Source organism: Salinimonas marina, from assembly GCF_015644725.1.
Taxonomy (GTDB): domain Bacteria; phylum Pseudomonadota; class Gammaproteobacteria; order Enterobacterales; family Alteromonadaceae; genus Alteromonas.
Genome location: NZ_CP064795.1, coordinates 2,233,758 through 2,249,723, shown reverse-complemented (window position 1 = coordinate 2,249,723; position 15,966 = coordinate 2,233,758). Strand labels below are relative to the sequence as shown.

Annotated in this window: 18 protein-coding genes and 1 pseudogene; 12 read left to right on the top strand and 7 right to left on the bottom strand. The window is 50.9% G+C overall.

Translation table 11 applies throughout. The features are described 5' to 3' along the window. The first annotated feature begins 58 nt into the window (after window positions 1-58). The 6 genes and pseudogenes from IT774_RS09945 (at window position 59) to IT774_RS09920 (ending at window position 5,554) form a co-directional block, all read left to right on the top strand. Window positions 59-610 carry a hypothetical protein gene (locus tag IT774_RS09945; protein WP_232364949.1) on the top strand — a complete coding sequence of 184 codons (552 nt, stop codon included), beginning with the start codon at window positions 59-61 and terminating at the stop codon, window positions 608-610. A gap of 276 nt (window positions 611-886) precedes the next feature. After that, window positions 887-1,192, top strand: coding sequence for a hypothetical protein (locus IT774_RS09940; protein WP_195809654.1), 306 nt, complete (start codon window positions 887-889; stop codon window positions 1,190-1,192). Between the two features lie 75 nt (window positions 1,193-1,267). Further along, on the top strand, window positions 1,268-1,678 hold the full coding sequence (locus IT774_RS09935; RefSeq protein WP_195809653.1) for a hypothetical protein: 411 nt from the start codon (window positions 1,268-1,270) through the stop codon (window positions 1,676-1,678). Window positions 1,679-2,032: 354 nt separating this feature from the next. After that, window positions 2,033-3,522, top strand: a pseudogene (locus tag IT774_RS09930) (SulP family inorganic anion transporter). Window positions 3,523-3,532: 10 nt separating this feature from the next. After that, entirely contained in the window at window positions 3,533-4,384 is an 852-nt protein-coding gene (locus tag IT774_RS09925; RefSeq protein ID WP_195809652.1) for a universal stress protein, read from the top strand. A gap of 180 nt (window positions 4,385-4,564) precedes the next feature. Then, window positions 4,565-5,554, top strand: coding sequence for an MFS transporter (locus IT774_RS09920; protein ID WP_195809651.1), 990 nt, complete (start codon window positions 4,565-4,567; stop codon window positions 5,552-5,554). Window positions 5,555-6,012: 458 nt separating this feature from the next. Here the strand turns inward: IT774_RS09920 and IT774_RS09915 are convergent, their stop codons facing one another. Next, window positions 6,013-6,384: a VOC family protein gene (locus IT774_RS09915; RefSeq protein WP_195809650.1), complete on the bottom strand. Its 372-nt coding sequence runs from the start codon at window positions 6,382-6,384 to the stop codon at window positions 6,013-6,015. A gap of 317 nt (window positions 6,385-6,701) precedes the next feature. Here IT774_RS09915 and IT774_RS09910 point away from each other — a divergent pair, with 317 nt between their 5' ends. From IT774_RS09910 to arsH, 3 genes are all read left to right on the top strand, one after another. Beyond that, entirely contained in the window at window positions 6,702-7,154 is a 453-nt protein-coding gene (locus IT774_RS09910; protein ID WP_195809649.1) for an SRPBCC family protein, read from the top strand. Further along, complete coding sequence (locus IT774_RS09905) at window positions 7,144-7,977, top strand: sterol desaturase family protein (protein ID WP_195809648.1); 834 nt, start codon at window positions 7,144-7,146, stop codon at window positions 7,975-7,977. The genes IT774_RS09910 and IT774_RS09905 overlap by 11 nt, the downstream gene beginning before the upstream one ends. Before the next feature lie 159 nt (window positions 7,978-8,136). Further along, window positions 8,137-8,853, top strand: a complete 717-nt coding sequence (arsH, locus tag IT774_RS09900) for an arsenical resistance protein ArsH (RefSeq protein ID WP_195809647.1) — start codon at window positions 8,137-8,139, stop codon at window positions 8,851-8,853. Here the strand turns inward: arsH and IT774_RS09895 are convergent. The 4 genes from IT774_RS09895 to IT774_RS09880 are packed head-to-tail and all read right to left on the bottom strand — an operon-like array spanning window position 8,850 to window position 10,871. Beyond that, the gene (locus tag IT774_RS09895) at window positions 8,850-9,152 is read right to left on the bottom strand and encodes an ArsR/SmtB family transcription factor (protein WP_195809646.1); all 303 of its coding nucleotides are present in this window, start codon (window positions 9,150-9,152) and stop codon (window positions 8,850-8,852) included. The genes arsH and IT774_RS09895 overlap by 4 nt on opposite strands. Window positions 9,153-9,166: 14 nt before the next feature. Further along, entirely contained in the window at window positions 9,167-9,583 is a 417-nt protein-coding gene (locus IT774_RS09890) for a YeeE/YedE family protein (RefSeq protein WP_195809645.1), read from the bottom strand. A 12-nt stretch (window positions 9,584-9,595) separates the two neighbouring features. Continuing rightward, window positions 9,596-10,009, bottom strand: coding sequence for a YeeE/YedE family protein (locus IT774_RS09885; protein WP_232364948.1), 414 nt, complete (start codon window positions 10,007-10,009; stop codon window positions 9,596-9,598). Continuing rightward, window positions 9,996-10,871, bottom strand: a complete 876-nt coding sequence (locus tag IT774_RS09880; RefSeq protein ID WP_195809643.1) for an MBL fold metallo-hydrolase — start codon at window positions 10,869-10,871, stop codon at window positions 9,996-9,998. Before IT774_RS09880 ends, IT774_RS09885 begins: the two co-directional genes overlap by 14 nt. Window positions 10,872-10,952: 81 nt before the next feature. On the opposite strand from IT774_RS09880, the gene IT774_RS09875 reads away from it, so the two are divergent. Then, window positions 10,953-11,717 (top strand): sulfite exporter TauE/SafE family protein, encoded by a 765-nt coding sequence (locus tag IT774_RS09875; protein WP_195809642.1) that lies wholly within the window; start codon window positions 10,953-10,955, stop codon window positions 11,715-11,717. Window positions 11,718-11,736: 19 nt separating this feature from the next. Further along, complete coding sequence (locus IT774_RS09870) at window positions 11,737-12,123, top strand: rhodanese-like domain-containing protein (RefSeq protein ID WP_195809641.1); 387 nt, start codon at window positions 11,737-11,739, stop codon at window positions 12,121-12,123. Between the two features lie 125 nt (window positions 12,124-12,248). Here the strand turns inward: IT774_RS09870 and IT774_RS09865 are convergent, their stop codons facing one another. Both IT774_RS09865 and IT774_RS09860 read right to left on the bottom strand, forming a co-directional pair. Continuing rightward, window positions 12,249-12,566: a YbaK/EbsC family protein gene (locus IT774_RS09865; RefSeq protein WP_218958913.1), complete on the bottom strand. Its 318-nt coding sequence runs from the start codon at window positions 12,564-12,566 to the stop codon at window positions 12,249-12,251. A gap of 51 nt (window positions 12,567-12,617) precedes the next feature. Then, window positions 12,618-14,906 carry a penicillin acylase family protein gene (locus tag IT774_RS09860; RefSeq protein ID WP_195809640.1) on the bottom strand — a complete coding sequence of 763 codons (2,289 nt, stop codon included), beginning with the start codon at window positions 14,904-14,906 and terminating at the stop codon, window positions 12,618-12,620. A gap of 75 nt (window positions 14,907-14,981) precedes the next feature. On the opposite strand from IT774_RS09860, the gene nagZ reads away from it, so the two are divergent. Further along, complete coding sequence (nagZ, locus tag IT774_RS09855; protein WP_195809639.1) at window positions 14,982-15,965, top strand: beta-N-acetylhexosaminidase; 984 nt, start codon at window positions 14,982-14,984, stop codon at window positions 15,963-15,965. Window position 15,966: the final 1 nt, after the last annotated feature.

The window sequence follows — 15,966 nt, the reverse complement described above, 5'->3', positions numbered from 1 at the left end:
TGCCGATACTGCAACCAGCGTGAGGCTGGCTGGCAATACGGTGACATACGAAGGCACTGTGACGAATGAAGCCAATAACACGCTCCGGTCTTTTATTGAACAGCACGGCCGTTCAATAAAATGGCTGTCGATTACCAGCAAGGGCGGGGAAGTAAACGAAGGCATGGACCTGGGTAGTATTGTTTTTGACCACCCACTGAACGTTGCAGTGGACAAGTATTGTCTTTTTTCATGCGCAAACTACGTGTTTTCAGCCGCTCCCGCCCAGCGAATTTCCAAACATGCACTGATTGGCTTTCATGGTGGGGTTTCAGGCCTGGAACAGCACGCTACCGAGGCAAAGCTGCAAAGCTACATGCAAGCCGCTTTATCTCGTGAAGAACAATTTTTTGAAAAGATTGGAGTGGAGCAGCGAATTACCACACTAGGCCAATTGACCCGATATGATGCGATACCAAACCAGAGTGAACTTCTCGGGTGGTATTCTTCAATCGAAGATATGACCAGGCTTGAGGTGCGCAATATTGAAGTCACCAACCCGCCCTGGTCCTATAAACCACTAAGCGAAAATGTGAGTTTTTTCAGGGTTAAAGTTGGCGACATGCAATAGGCAGATTAAAGCATCGAGCCCTGTTGGTAAGCGGGTAAGATTCAGGCAGGCTTACTTTTTACGGTACATAATCGATATGAACGGCACTTTTGGTATTGAGGAAAGGCTAATAGGATGGGATAGTTTAGGCCATAAAAAATAGCTGCGTAGCAAGACGAAATGGCCAGAATCTGCCGGGTGTATCCGCTTCAGTATTGTCCGGTTAATTTTATCTATGCCCAGCAACCGTTGGCTTAAAGCCGCTGGTTTTGAAAAGAATATGAAAAGGAAATTTCTATGCAACAGTTAATTGTATTAAGCGCATGTTTTTTATTTTTGTCAGGCTGCGTGATAGTGCCTGAAACTGATTTGGGCAAGGACAATCGTTGTGAAATCTCTTCTGATCGTAAAACCCTGAAAGTCATCAATGGTTTTAAAGATACTAATACCTTTTACTCTGTGAGTGGCCTTGTACTGCTGCCGCTGTCCGGGGTGGTATCGGGTACCTATGTCGCAGTAAACAACATTTATAACCTGGGGGAAGAGCGTTTTGTCTGTGGTCCGGAACCAACGCCATCCGGTAATACAGTCAGGGCGTCTTAACATTTGCTGCCATAAGCCCCTGGAACGGCAGCGGGTCGGGCAGGTGACCAAACCAATCTACTTTCAGGAAAAAATATGCAAAAGAAGAACTACGAAGCCGAGTGGTGTTTACTGCAAAACCAGTTTGAAAGCTACGAAAAGCATTCTTTATACATAAAGCTCAGCAGCATTGTTTTGGTTTTCTTAACCGTGGCACTCGGGGTAAGTCCGATCTTCATTTGTTTGCTATTACTGGTGCTATGGTTACAGGATGCCATCTGGAAAACCTTTCAGTCGCGCCTTGAGCCCCGCTTATTGAAAATTGAGAAGAACATAAGAGAAGAGATTCCAGCTGGTGAATTTCAGTTTAATAGCGACTATCAGTTGCTGGAAACCGGCGGGCTATCTAAAGTGCTGGAATACGCAAAACAAGCAACACGCCCCACTATCGCATTTCCCTACGTAGTATTACTTGTTATGTTAATTATCCAGGGGTTGGTGGCGTGAGTATCCGGCGGCCCTTGGTGATGGCTTCCAAGATGACCGGCGGCGACACAGGAAGCGCCTGATACACGGTGACTGGCGACAATGAGCCTGCGCTATTGTGTTAAGTGCGGTGCCCCATCATCATTTACCTGTATTGCCTTTGAATTACTGACATAGTAGTCGTTCACGCATTGGTGTAGGATGCAAAAATCGCCAATTAAGACGGAGTCAGCTTTGACGCCCACGCCGCCCTAGGCCTCCCCGCTTGCTTCATTTTGCTCAACGCTATGAGCGATGTTATCGCGTCCCTCGCGAGACTTACTGATACGTAATTTTCTACTCCTCTGCCTGAGGAATACATCTGGGTAACTGTGCATGTTCGAACACGTAAAAAGAGATTGGCTATCCAATATTCGTGGTGATGTGCTTGCGGGTATTGTGGTGGCGTTAGCCCTCATTCCCGAAGCCATTGCTTTTTCTATTATTGCTGGTGTTGATCCAAAGATAGGCTTGTACGCCTCTTTTTGTATCGCCGTCATTATTTCTTTTGTCGGCGGCAGGCCGGGCATGATCTCTGCAGCCACCGGCGCTATGGCCTTATTAATGGTCACTCTGGTGAAGGAACATGGCCTTGAATATCTGCTGGCCGCCACCTTGCTTACCGGCGTATTGCAGATTGCGGCAGGAATGTTACGCCTGGGTGAGCTGATGCGCTTTGTTTCCCGCTCGGTGGTGACCGGCTTTGTAAATGCATTAGCCATATTGATATTTATGGCCCAGCTGCCGGAGCTGACCAATGTGACTTATCATGTTTATGTGATGACTGCAGCAGGACTGGGCATTATATATCTGTTTCCCTACTTGCCGGTGATAGGTAAAACCATTCCTTCGCCGTTGGTATGTATTGTCACCCTCACTATTATTGCTATTGCTACCGGCCTGGATATACGCACGGTAGGGGATATGGGTGAGCTTCCTGACACCTTGCCCATATTCTTATGGCCGCAGGTTCCCTTAACCTAGAGACCCTGTCGATTATATTTCCTTATGCTGCTGGCCTGGCGGTGGTGGGTTTACTGGAGTCGATGATGACGGCGACGATTGTTGACGATTTGACCGATACCTCTAGTGACCGGAACAAAGAGTGTAAAGGCCAGGGTATGGCCAATATTGGTGCGGGGCTATTTGGCGGAATGGCCGGCTGTGCCATGATTGGTCAGTCCATCATTAATGTTAAATCTGGTGGTCGCGGCAGGCTGTCCACTTTTGTCGCAGGCACCTTCTTGCTGTTTATGGTCCTGGTGCTGGACGAATGGCTGCGTCAGATTCCTATGGCGGCACTGGTGGCGGTGATGATAATGGTGTCGATTGGTACCTTTTCCTGGACCTCGGTAAAAGATTTGGGCAAGCATCCGCTTTCTTCCAATATTGTGATGATTAGCACCGTAGTGGTAGTGGTGGCAACGCACAACTTAGCCATTGGTGTGCTGGTGGGGGTGCTGCTGGCAACCCTGTTTTTTGCCAACAAAATCGGCCGTTTTATGGCGGTGAAATCTGATTATAGCGAAGCTGAGAAAACCCGCACTTACCAGGTGGCCGGGCAGGTATTCTTCGCCTCTGCAGAGCAGTTCATCGCAGCATTTGATTTTAAAGAAGCCGCCAGCACGGTGGTTATTGATCTGACCCATGCGCATTTTTGGGATATAACAGCGGTAAACTCGCTGGATAAAGTCGTGATTAAGTTTCGGCGTGAAGGGGCTACGGTCAGCGTCGTGGGTATGAATGAAGCGACCGCGACGGTGGTCGATAAATTTGGTGTGCATAATGACCCGGCTGAAGTCGATAAGCTAATGGGTGGTCACTAGGAGACGAACGATGGATAAAATAATCACCTGTGTAGATGGCTCGCCAACGACACCGGCGGTGACACAAGCTGGAAAATGGGCTGCCAAAAAGCTCGACAGACCATTGTGTTTTCTACATACAATCGAGAAAACGCCTCAGCATGGCGCCGATGATTATACCGGCGCTATTGGGCTGGGCGCTCGCTCCTCCTTATTGGAAGAGATGACCAGACTGGATGAACAAAAAAGCAAACTTGCCCTGCAACTAAGCAATGAGCTACTTGAATCTATGCTGGCTGATGCTCGGGCTGACGGAGTGGGGGCTGTGGAGTCGCTGCAACGGCATGGCGATGTGGTAGAGGCGCTGATGGCTCTGGAAAATCAAACCCGGTTAGTGGTGATCGGGCGCCAGGGCATGAGTCACGACAATGACTTTAAAGCGCTCGGGTCACATATCGAAACCTTGTTGCGCAAGGCATGTCAGCCAGTGCTGGTGGTGCCGAAATCCTTTTCGCCACCTACCTCGTTTATGATTGCTTATGATGGTCGTGAATCTGCGGATAGGGCGCTGCAAAAGGTACTGGACGGCGGCCTGTTACACGGTATTGATTGTCACCTGGTGGCGATAAAAAACAATGAAGCCGATCTTAAAACAAAGTTTGACCGGGCCGCGGCCGATCTGACTGAGCGCGGGTTAAAGGTGACTACTGCATTTTTAGAAGGCAATATCAATACAACGTTAGCCAGGTATCAACAGGACAATAATATCGGTCTGATGGTAATGGGTGCATTTGGGCATTCCCGACTGAGGCAGTTCTTTGTTGGCAGCAATACGCTGAAAATGCTCGAAACAAGTGATATTCCGCTTATCGTTTTACGCTGATAAGGACCGTGCGCATGATGGGGAAGACCTATTGCGCACGTACGGTTTACTTTTTGAAGCGTTTTTTAGTAACCGATTTTTCAGGTAACCGGCTCAGCCATGCTATTGGCTGAATCTATTGGATAGTGATATTTAGTACCGCAGGACAACCACCGACTGTCTGGCGCAGCAAGGATGCAGATGAACAGGAACCTTTTCTTTCTCTGGCAAGGACAGGTAATAAGCCAGCTTGGAATGCAGGCTTACACCATCGCTATGATGTTCTGGATAATGGAGTCATCAGGCTCATCTGCCGCAATGAGTGTGATATTTGCTTTATCAACGCTTCCCCAGATAATTTTTGGCCCGATAGCGGGTGTCATCGCGGACCGGCACGCTAACAGAAAAATTATTATCTGGTGTGACCTGATCAGAGGCAGCACCGTGCTGGTTATGGCTGCCGTTCTGTTTAGCGACTTATTTAGCACCGCCCAAGTGGTTATCTTTTTCGCGGTGACTGCGTGTATAAATGGCGGGTGTAAAGCGTTTTTTCAGCCTGCAATTGACGCGTGGATCCCTGATCTGACGACCCGGGAAAAACTGCCTCAAGTGATGGCGACGTTTGGCTCAACTACCCAGGCAACTATGGTATTAGGACAGGCGTCGAGAGGCATTCTGTTTACCCTTTTAGGGGCGCCTTTGTTGTTGCTGGTGGATGCTGTTTCCTACTTTTTGTCCGCATTGTCGGAATGTTTTATTAAACAAAAAACACAAGATAATAGCGATAGGGCCATAGCGATAACCGCATCATTTAAAAGCTATAAAGATGATTTGCTCACTGGCTGGCGATATCTTGCAGGTACGTCAGGCATGGTGCCAGCGGCATTGTTTGTGGCGTCGATTAACTTTTTTATCGCGCCAGTGATGCTGTTGTTACCTTTTTATGTTGCCAACCAAATTTCCGCCGGGGCTGAGTGGTATGGGTTTCTGCTGGCAGCGCTGGCGTTGGGAAGCATCATCGGGTATTCCCATTCAAACCACCTCAAACAGGTGTTAAAAAAACGCTCTTCGTTGATGTTGGTCTCGCTGCATTGTTTTGCTTTCAGTCTGTTTATTTTCAGTCAGAGTCATCATGTCTACCTTTCCTCGTTCAGTTTTTTTACCGCTGGCATCTTGCCTGGGTTTGTTTAACCTGCAAGGAATTACTCTTTTTCAGACTGTTACTGAGCCTGCGATACGCGCACGAGTCCTTAGTTTGATTATGACCGTGGCAGCAACGTTTTTGCCATTGGGGTCGTTAGCCGGCGGCTTATGGGGGGAGCTGACCGCAGAGGATACCGCCACCATTTTTTGTCTATTGGCCTTGTGCATCAGCGGCTTGACACTAGGGCTAGGGGTGAGTCGTACAATAACAAACTTTCTCGACCTTGAGGCCGTAGCGGCGAGCAATGGCTCAGTCACTCTCCAGAGATCGGGTGGTGACTGACCACGGTGCTGATGATAGCACTCGCCGCCACGCTATCATTGGGCTGCAGACGCTCCGGTATGACTAACATCAAAAAATAATCTGGTAGCTAAAGCATCAGTTCTTTTTATGATAAGCGGCCCGCCCTTGTCCGTCTGTGAATGATCTGGCAAAGCCAGTATCTTTATACATGCTGGTCGAACAGGATCGCGTTACCGTCGGGGTCTTTAATAGAAAAACTACCGGGTCCGGTAGCGCCTGCCACCGATTGCTGGACAATATCAATGCCTTGGGCTTCAAAATGTGTTAGTAGCTGCCGGATGTCACAAAAGGATTCTAACGCTTCGCACTGGCTATTCCAGCCAGGATTGAAGGTCATAATATTGTGCTCAAACATGCCTTGAAACAGCCCGATGGTGTGCTGCTGGTTTCGCAGTATTAACCAGTTTTGGGACGGTTCGCCCCCGACTATTTCAAACCCCAGTTTCTGATAAAAACGCTTTGAAGCTTCCAGATTTTTCACTGCCAGACTTACCGAAAAAGCCCCTAATTCCATAATAAACGCCTATGTTTAATTTCTGCGTAAATTTTAAGTTTAGACGAAGTAGGCACACAGGGCGGGTTTTACATGAGGTTGGCGGTCTCAAAACATAAAGCGTTGATGCTAATGTATTTTAAAGAGGAGCTTACCTGACGGTAGCTGGTAAAACACGATGAAATTGCTGAACAATACGTGTTCTGATTGACGCCGTGAGTAAGAAGAGTAAGAAGAGCAAGCGCAGGTATAGGTTAAACCCGATTGATAACACCAATAATCAACGCTGTTATCTTGGTGCTTTCAGGTTATAGTCACACAAGGAATAGCTGAGAAGCATGATATCAATTACGCTAAATCAATTTGTGCCCGCGGCGCCTGGTAAGGTGCAGGCGGTGCTGTTGCAGCACGACAGGCTGAACCGGTTTTTTGAGGCTGATTTTAAGCTGGTATCCCCACAGTATGATGGCGAGATAGAGGGCGGCGTGGGGGCAGTGCGTGAAGTATGTGTGGCTGGGATACGCTTTTGCGAGCAAATTACCCACACTGATGCATCGCTGATTCGCTATCAAATTGTCGGCAGGGCACCGGTGCATAACCATCAGGGGCATATTCAGCTAAATACCGATGGTAAAGATTTAAGCGGCACCCAACTGCAGTATCACATCCAATTCTCTACCCCCTGGTATGTGCCGGGGCCTCTAATAAAGTATCTGGTGCATAAAGATACGGCGCAGGCATTATCCCGCCTGGCTGCGTATTTTGATAACAGGCATTGCCATGAGTGTTGAAATTATTCTGCTGGCGCTCAGTCCGGTATTTTTGTTGTTCGTGGTTCTCGAATTCATCCTGTTCAGGCAATATTATGATGTAACAGACAGTCTGGCCAACACGGCACTGGCTTTGCTGCATCAAGGCGCGGACGCCCTGGCGCTGCTCTTATTGATGCCGTTTTTTTACTGGCTGTATCAGTACCGGCTGTTTGATATTGAGGTGTCCGCCCTCACTATTTTTGCTGCCTTTGTATTGCAGGATTTTCTGTACTACTGGTTCCACCGGGCATCCCATCATGTGCACTGGTTGTGGGCCGCGCACGTGGTACACCATAGCTCCCAGAAAATGAACTTCACCACCGCATTTCGACAAAGTCTGATGTACCCGGTCGCAGGGATGTGGCTGTTCTGGATGCCGATGCTGCTGGTCGGGTTTTCGCCGGTGGTGGTCATCAGTGTAGTGGCATTGAATCTGGCGTATCAGTTTTTTGTGCACACCCAGGCGGTCAATAAATTAGGTTTCCTGGAGCATCTCTTTAACACCCCTTCAAATCATCGTGTACATCACGCGATAAACAGCGGCTATCTGGATAAAAACTTTGGCGGGGTGCTGATCATCTGGGATAAGCTGTTTGGTACCTATACCCCTGAAAGGCATAGCAGCCCTTGTAGGTATGGCATCGTGGGGCAAATACACAGCCACAATCCGCTGGTCATTACTTTTCATCAGTGGCGGCATTTATGGGTAAGTGTGATTCGCGCTAAAGGTATCAATGCCCGGCTTAAAGTCTTGCTGGGTTACCCCACAAGTTCGCACCAGCAAATGTCTGATTCAGATTAGTTCTGCTGACGGCCAGGTGCTTGTTGCCGGTTATGTTTTTGCGCTAATAGCCGCTGTGCCAGGTCCTGAGCTTATTGACATACGTTTTTTCACATGTGATAGTTATCATATGCGAAAAAACAAATATGAAACAATCTTGGTATTGTTACAGGAGTCTGTATGTCTTTATCCCATGAGTTGCCCCAGCTCGATGAGTCCCAGTTTGAAGTGCCCGAAGTCAGCAACTTTACAGTGAATAACGCCGGTCACAAACCCCGTATTCTGTTGCTGTTTGGTTCATTGCGAAAGCGTTCGTTCAGCCGCCTGGTGGTTGAAGAATGCGCGCGTCTGCTCAACGCCATGGGCGCCGAAGCTAAGATCTTTGACCCCCACGGTCTGCCGCAAACCGACACCGAAGATGAACATCACCCAAAGGTCAAAGAGCTGCGGGAGCTGATGATGTGGTCAGAAGGGCAGGTGTGGTGTTCGCCAGAGCGTCACGGCTCCATGACCTCCATCTTTAAAAGCCAGCTGGACTGGGTGCCGCTCAATTTAGGGGGGGTGCGGCCTACGCAGGGAAAAACCCTGGCGGTGATGCAGGTGTGTGGTGGCTCGCAATCGTTTAATACGGTCAATCAGTTGCGTATTTTAGGGCGCTGGATGCGGATGTTTACCATTCCCAATCAGTCTTCAGTGCCTAAAGCATTTCTGGAGTTTGATGACGAAGGTCGGATGAAACCTTCATCTTTTTACCATCGCATTGTGGATGTGATGGAGGAACTGATGAAATTCACCCTGTTGCTGCGCGACAATAAAGACCATCTGACTGACCGTTATTCAGAGCGGGTGGAAAGCGCCGAAGAGGTAAGCAAGCGGGTGAATCAGCGCAGCCTTTAAGATGCTTCGGTACAGTAAAGCTGGTACAAAGTGGCGATGATGGTTTTTACCTCATCACTGGCCAAAGAATAGTAAATGGTCTGCGCATCGCGCCGGGTGTGGACCAGCTCGTCTTTACGCAGCACGCTGAGCTGCTGGGACAAACTGGACTGGGGCAGCTGTAACACCTCGTTCAGTTGCCCCACCGATTGTTCGCCATTATTAAGCAAACACAACAGCATGAGCCGGTGACGATTGGCCATCGCCCGCAATAGCCGGGCAGCAGTATCGGCATTGGCGGCCATCTCTTCCGGACTCATAGACATTCCTTACCTTATTTTTTCTGATACATAGTAGCGCCTATCATACCAAGCAACATGGTCAGGATGAATACATAAATGGCAGGTTGCCCGCCGCTTAAGTTTGCCAGTCCGGGCCCCGGGCAGATGCCACTTAATCCCCAGCCAACTCCAAATAATACCGCGCCGGTAATGAGCGGTTTATCCACCTGCTTGGTTTCCGGGAGCTGACACGGTTCGTTAAATACAGTGCGACCCCGTGGCTTTATATAAAACTGATATATGGGCATATATATCGCCAGCGCCCCGGCCATCACAAACGCCAGTGTTGGGTCCCAGGCACCAAAGATATCCAGGAAACCCAATACCCGGGCAGGGTCGGTCATCATCGAAATCGTCAGCCCGGCTCCGAATAAAAAGCCAGCCAGTAAGGCGGTTAATATAAAACGCATGATGCTTTCCTTCTACACTAGGTGGCGAACAACGGATACGGTGAGCACCGCGGTGCCCATAAATATCAGCGTGGCGAATAAAGAACGTAGTGACCAGCGGGATAACCCGCAGATACCATGGCCGCTGGTACAGCCGGAACCAATTCGGGTGCCGATCCCAACCAGTAAGCCAGCCACCGCCATCATCGGTAAGCTGGCCGGAATACTTTCGGGTAGCTTAAAACCCGCCAGCGCAGTCACTAACGGCGCTGCTATCAGCCCTGCCAGAAACGCCCAACGCCAGGACGACTGCTTAAGCTGGGTCAGCGCCGAGGCGGTTATACCGGAAATACCGGCAATGCGACCATTAAACAGCATCAGTACAATGGCACCGGCACCAATTAACATGCCGCCGGCAAAACCCTGAATCCAATCACTGGGTAACATAACTGTCCTCATCTACTATCAGTGGAATTTTTATAAAACGCTGACCCCCGGCTTCCTGATCGGGCAGCAGCGCGCCCCAAAGGTTTACCTGTAAGGCCGGGTACAATAACCGCGGCACCTTCAGCGTAGCATCCCGTTGGGTACGAAGCGCAACAAATTCGGCTTCATTGATGGTGGGGTTTACGTGCACATTCTCATTACGGCTTATTTTTACATTTGTGTACAACTGTACCGACCGGCCCGCCAGCGGATAATCATGACAAACCCAGATGCGAGTCTCATCGGGCAGGGCGTGAATTCTCTGAATACTCTGATAAAGCTGATGGGCATCACCGCCGGGGAAGTCGCATCGGGCGGTACCCACATCGGGCATAAACAGGGTGTCGCCCACAAAAATATGGCCACCAATCAGATAACTGACACTGTCAGGAGTATGGCCGGGGGTGGCCATCACCTTCAGGGTATGCTTTCCCAGCATTAAGGTGTCACCGTCATTGACCAGAATATCGTACAACTGGGTTTGATCTTCGGTCACCGGCTTATTGAAGCGCATTGAAAACTGTTGCTGCACTTCGCCAATCCCTTCGCTTATCACCGTGCGGGCCTGACTATGCTGGCGTAAGTACGCCGCGGCGCTAAGATGGTCCGCATGGGCGTGGGTTTCGCAAATATAGTGCAGCTGCAGATTTTGCGTCTTGATAAACTGAAGTTGCTGCTTAGCCAGATCAAATTCAAGCCGGCCGCTGGCAACATCAAAATGCAGCACGGCATCAATAATGAGGGCGGCCCGGCTGGTGTCATCATACACCACATAGCTACCGGTACCGGTATTTTCGTCATAGAAAGGTTCGACCTTAATCATCTTGGTACTCTTTTTCCATTAGATGGCTGTTATTATGCTAGCATAGATCGTATATTATGAATATACGAAATAAAATAGGTAATGAACATTATGCTGGGGATGATTATTGTAAGTGCACTGCTAATCGGTGCCACGCTGGGTGTACTGGGGGCCGGCGGTGCTATTTTAACCATGCCTGCATTATTGTTTTTTACGCCTATGGATGAAAAAACCGCCGTGGCACACTCGCTGGTCATTGTCGGGGTGATTGCGCTCGCCGGCTGGGGAGTAAACAGTGTGCGCCACCCGGGTCACTTCAGCTGGCGTCTGTTTGGTATTTTTGCGCTGACCAGTTTGCCAGGCGCGGCGGTCGGGGCCATAGCCGGCGCCAGCCTCCCGAATGGCGTGCAACTGACCTTACTGGTCACGATTATGTTCTTCAGTGCCTATAAAATGCTGGGTAAAAAGTCGCACCAGAACAGTGGCGAGTCCAGACTTCTGGTGCTGCTGCCCGCCGGTTTCGGGACCGGGGCCATTACCGGGCTGGTGGGTGTGGGCGGCGGGTTTCTAATGGTGCCCGCCTTGCATTTGCTGGCCGGACTCCCGCTTAAAAACGCCACGGTTACCAGCCTGGGTCTGATTGTATTAAACACCGCTGCCGCAATTTTAGCGCTGAGCGTCAATCAAAACTGGATTGCGTGGGACCTACCGGTACTTATGATTATGGCTGCCGGCGGGGTGGCGGGCACCTTCGCTGCTGTACTGGTTAGCCATAAGATCAGTGCCCCCCGTTTACAAAAAGGCTTTGCGATGTGTCTTATCGTGGTGGCAACCGTGCTGGTGGGCACCCGCTTACTGGCCGCTTAATTCAGGGAAAATATGACTTATGTTGTCTTTTACGCATTACCTTACGGATATCAAACAGCAAATCGATGAGCTTAGCGTGCATCAGGTTTATCAGCGCCAACCCGACAGACCACTGCTGATTGATATCCGGGAACCGGAGGAATGGCAGGGCGGGGTTTTGCCCGGGGCGTTATGTTGCGCCCGCGGAATCCTGGAAAGCCGTATCGAAACCCTGCTCAGGGAAACAACCTCAGCAGATCCTGAGGTTATCTTGTATTGCCGCTCAGGGGCCCGCTCGGCGCTGGCGGCCTATTCGCTGGCGCAAATGCAGTTTTCCCGGGTGTATTCCATGGCCGGTGGCATTACTGCCTGGCAAGAGCAGGGCTACCCATTAAACCCATTATTATCGGCACAGCGGGCAAAATGAGGCATGGGTAAGTTCTGCCAGAGTAACGGGGGATAATGAGATTTCTACCCCGCGTTTGCCGGCACTAACAAAGATATTATCAAATAGCCGGGCCTGCTCATCGATAAAGACCCTGAGGGATTTTTTTAAACCCAATGGGCTGACGCCCCGGGTAAGTACCCGGTGATTCGGGGCACATCGGTAAATTCCGCCAGACAGGCCTTACGCTCGCCAATGATTTGCGCCAGTTTTTTTAAATCCAGCTGCCCGGACACCGGCACCAGGGCTACCACAAACGCGCCTGACTCAAGCCTGACCAGCAAGGTTTTAAATAGCCGCTGCGCCTCTACCGCAAGCTGCCTGGCTGCTTCACGACCATAACTGTGCGCACCGCCAGTAGGATGGAACTGATGAAGCTCATAGACGCTACCGCTCTGGTTAAGAACGTTAATCGCCGGGGTCATAGCATAATACCATAGGGTCAGTACCTGTCAGGAGATAGCCTGGCCTTACCCTTATTGGGCTGGCTCCAGCATCAGCGTATAGCGAACCGGGCCGGGAAGCAAAGGGGTGCTGTTATGCTCGGCGTAGTCATTAAAGCCAACCCGATAAAATTGTGACAGCGGATGCCCCGACTGCGCGCCGGGAAGGGTCAACACGGCCTCAGACAAACGACCTGGTTGCACAAACAGCCGTTGTGAGGCGCCAAATTCTGGCTGCTGTACCGCAGGCATATAGCTGTCGCCATAGCCGGCTATGACTGGGCGGTTAAGGTATTCACCAACCAGCGGCACATTTGCTGCAAAGGGGTGTTTAACAGTTAACGCATTGACCGCGCCCCAGTTCAGGGCGGCCAGCGATTCGGTCTGCATTTGCGTATTCAAAGCGGTGCGGGTTTCCTGCCAGGCCGACAATAAAAATGCTGACCAGTTTTTGTAACCGGTCGGCAGCCAGCTGTCAGGCTGTTCATTTAAAAGTTGCCAGACCGCCGTCTCAGTTTGTCGTAGTAACCCATTGGGGCGGAAATTCTCCCTGGCCAGTTTGGTCATTACCGGTGAGAGCAGGGCATTGACAACATGGCGTCTGTAGCGCTGTACCAGAGTATAGCCCACGGAGTCAGGGCACGCACACTGCTGCCAGTTTGCCAGTGCTTCCAGCTCTGCCAGATACTGTGGTGATTGCTGTTGCAGGGTCTGGGTTAGCAGCTGATGCCAGGGTTTTAAAAACAAGGCTTCGTTGTCCAGCTGTATGTGGTAAAAGTCTGCTTCGCTAAAGGTATCTTTGGCCATCAGTCGCTGCTTGATTTGCAGCGCGCGGGCGCCCAGGGCATAACCACCGTCGCCAAAGCGCTGTAGCTGTTCAGCAGAAATAACCCGGGCGTTGGCGGTCCATAAACGCTGACTTGCCGGGTTTTTAACCAGCGGCAACTCTGCGGCCGGGGTGTTGTTTTGCCACTGGGCTGAAAATTCAGACGCCGGGATCGCGGTGGCAGTGGGGGCCGGCCGGGCGGTGACCGCGCCTGCAGGGGTCCAGGCAATAGCACCTTTGGTATCTACCACCAGCATATTTTGAACAGGCATACGAATGTTGTGGGCCACATTCAGCGCTTCGTCAACAGAGCTCACCACATCTAAATTCAGGATATCCAGGGTTACCGCATACGGCTGATGAGCAACCCATTTAAGCGCGTATTGCTGATTATCAAGTTCACGTACCGGGCCGTAGTCGCTCATCGTAATGGGAAACTGCACCGGCTCACCGGTGGTGGCCAGGGTTTCGTTAACCTGCCATGTCCGGGCATCTTTGGGTAACGCTACCCAGTCGACATTATCAAGATTGGCATTGGTAAACCCCCAGGCCACGTCGCCATTAGTGCCTACCACGATGCCAGGCAACCCGGGTAAACTGACCCCGGTCAGCTGCACCGGTTGCTGATCCCGGGTGTAATTAAGCTGTGTCCGGTACCAGATAATCGGTACCCGTAGCCCCAGATGCATGTCGTTGGCCAGCATACCCTGACCCGATGCGGTTAACTGTCCTGACACGGCCCAGTTATTGCTGCCAATATCCGGTGGCGGCAACCCCTGCCAGAGGGCGGTAGTGTTGGTATCCAGCGCCGGAATACCATCGGTGTACGGCGGCAGGGTTGAGCCTTGTAGCGCGGCCTGATAGTCGGAGCTTTGCTGTAAAAAGTTCAGCATATCCGCACCAAAATACCGGCGCACCCCCGTGCGAGCCAGATCCAGTTCTACCTGACCCAACTGCAAATCCATATACATGGAGAAAATCACCAGCAGACTGTCTTCCGGCGTCCACGGAGTAGGCTCATAGCTGGTCAGCCAGTATTCAAAGGTACGGGTTTTGGCATTTTTTAACGCCGTATTTACCCCCTCGCTATACTGGCTAAGCAGAGCACGTTGGGTAGCGGGTAAAGTGGTCAGAAGGTTGCGGGCACGGGCACGAAATTGATGGAAGCGCGCTTTGCGATCAGCATTAAGCGCCTTGGAACCTAACCAGGCCGATAGTTCACCCGCGGCCACCTTGCGTTGTAAATCCATCTGGAAAAAACGATCCTGGGCGTGGGCATAACCTAACGCGAAGGCAGCATCTGGTCGCGACGTAGCATGAATAACCGCCTGTCCCAACGAGTCACGTTGTAATTTAACCGCCGCGGACAGCGCCGGACTCTGTACAGTCCCTTCAAGCTGTGGCAGGCTTTGGTTTAACAAAAAGAATGCACTTCCTGCCGCCAGCAAGACAATAAACAATATGCTGAAAAACAACCATTTTATCCATTTACCCACGTGCGATACTCCCTGTTTTTCTTTATCGTAACGGTTTGGGCGTGTGAATTGAAGAATAAATAATCAGGAGTTGCCATGGGGCCGTTAATGCTCGACTGTGCCGCCTATGAGCTTAGCGCTCAGGAGCGCGAAATGCTGGACCACCCGCTGGTAGGCGGGGTGATATTATTCACCCGCAATTATTATGATAAAGCCCAGCTGCAGGCCTTGGTTAAAGCGATTCGCCAGGCCGCCCGGCAGCCGTTATTGGTTGCGGTAGATCATGAAGGCGGACGGGTGCAGCGTTTTCGAACCGGTTTTACCGAGCTGCCAGCCATGGGCGCCATACTGCCCGCGGTAAAGCAGGAGTTGGCAACAGCCTGCGAGCTGGCTAATGCCTGTGGTCAGATCCTCGCCTATGAATTAAGCGAACTGGACATAGATATGAGCTTTGGTCCGGTGCTGGATATTGACGGTTGCTCTACGGTCATCGGCGACCGGGCCCTTGCCGCTAATGCCAAAGCGGTGATACCGCTGGCCGGCGCGTTGATTGAGGGGATGCAATACCAGGGCATGCCGGTGACCGGTAAACATTTTCCCGGTCACGGTAGTGTGGTGGCTGACTCCCACGTGGCGTTGCCGATGGATGGCCGCGCTTTCAGTGAAATTGAGCAAACCGATATGGTGGTATTTAAGCAGCTTATTGAAAAACTGGATGCCATTATGCCGGCCCATGTGATTTATCAGCAGGTAGACCCCCAACCGGCCGGTTTTTCCGAGTTTTGGCTGCAAACTGTATTACGACAGCAATTACAGTTTGACGACGTTATTTTTTCCGATGATTTGTCGATGCATGGCGCCAGTGTCGCCGGAGACTATCCACAGCGTGCACAGCAGGCATTACAGGCCGGCTGCGATATGGTGCTGGCATGTAACAACACGGCGGGCGCTATCGATATTCTGGATCATCTGCCCCATCCAGCTTCTGCGAATCGCCGCCTGCTGGCATTCAACCAGCGCCAGCGCGGGGTTGATGCCAGGGGGCTTATCAACGTGCCCTTGCTGCGATTAATTGTTTAAG

Bases quoted from the DNA above. Each gene is read 5' to 3' on its own strand.
- IT774_RS09895 (WP_195809646.1), bottom strand. From the start codon at position 9,152: ATGAGTCCGGAAGAGATGGCCGCCAATGCCGATACTGCTGCCCGGCTA.
- IT774_RS09890 (WP_195809645.1), bottom strand. From the start codon at position 9,583: ATGCGTTTTATATTAACCGCCTTACTGGCTGGCTTTTTATTCGGAGCC.
- IT774_RS09885 (WP_232364948.1), bottom strand. From the start codon at position 10,009: ATGTTACCCAGTGATTGGATTCAGGGTTTTGCCGGCGGCATGTTAATT.
- IT774_RS09935 (WP_195809653.1), top strand. From the start codon at position 1,268: ATGCAAAAGAAGAACTACGAAGCCGAGTGGTGTTTACTGCAAAACCAG.
- nagZ (WP_195809639.1), top strand. From the start codon at position 14,982: ATGGGGCCGTTAATGCTCGACTGTGCCGCCTATGAGCTTAGCGCTCAG.
- IT774_RS09865 (WP_218958913.1), bottom strand. From the start codon at position 12,566: ATGACCCCGGCGATTAACGTTCTTAACCAGAGCGGTAGCGTCTATGAG.
- IT774_RS09915 (WP_195809650.1), bottom strand. From the start codon at position 6,384: ATGGAATTAGGGGCTTTTTCGGTAAGTCTGGCAGTGAAAAATCTGGAA.
- IT774_RS09940 (WP_195809654.1), top strand. From the start codon at position 887: ATGCAACAGTTAATTGTATTAAGCGCATGTTTTTTATTTTTGTCAGGC.
- IT774_RS09920 (WP_195809651.1), top strand. From the start codon at position 4,565: ATGAACAGGAACCTTTTCTTTCTCTGGCAAGGACAGGTAATAAGCCAG.
- IT774_RS09875 (WP_195809642.1), top strand. From the start codon at position 10,953: ATGAACATTATGCTGGGGATGATTATTGTAAGTGCACTGCTAATCGGT.
- IT774_RS09910 (WP_195809649.1), top strand. From the start codon at position 6,702: ATGATATCAATTACGCTAAATCAATTTGTGCCCGCGGCGCCTGGTAAG.
- IT774_RS09905 (WP_195809648.1), top strand. From the start codon at position 7,144: ATGAGTGTTGAAATTATTCTGCTGGCGCTCAGTCCGGTATTTTTGTTG.
- IT774_RS09925 (WP_195809652.1), top strand. From the start codon at position 3,533: ATGGATAAAATAATCACCTGTGTAGATGGCTCGCCAACGACACCGGCG.
- IT774_RS09870 (WP_195809641.1), top strand. From the start codon at position 11,737: ATGTTGTCTTTTACGCATTACCTTACGGATATCAAACAGCAAATCGAT.
- arsH (WP_195809647.1), top strand. From the start codon at position 8,137: ATGTCTTTATCCCATGAGTTGCCCCAGCTCGATGAGTCCCAGTTTGAA.
- IT774_RS09880 (WP_195809643.1), bottom strand. From the start codon at position 10,871: ATGATTAAGGTCGAACCTTTCTATGACGAAAATACCGGTACCGGTAGC.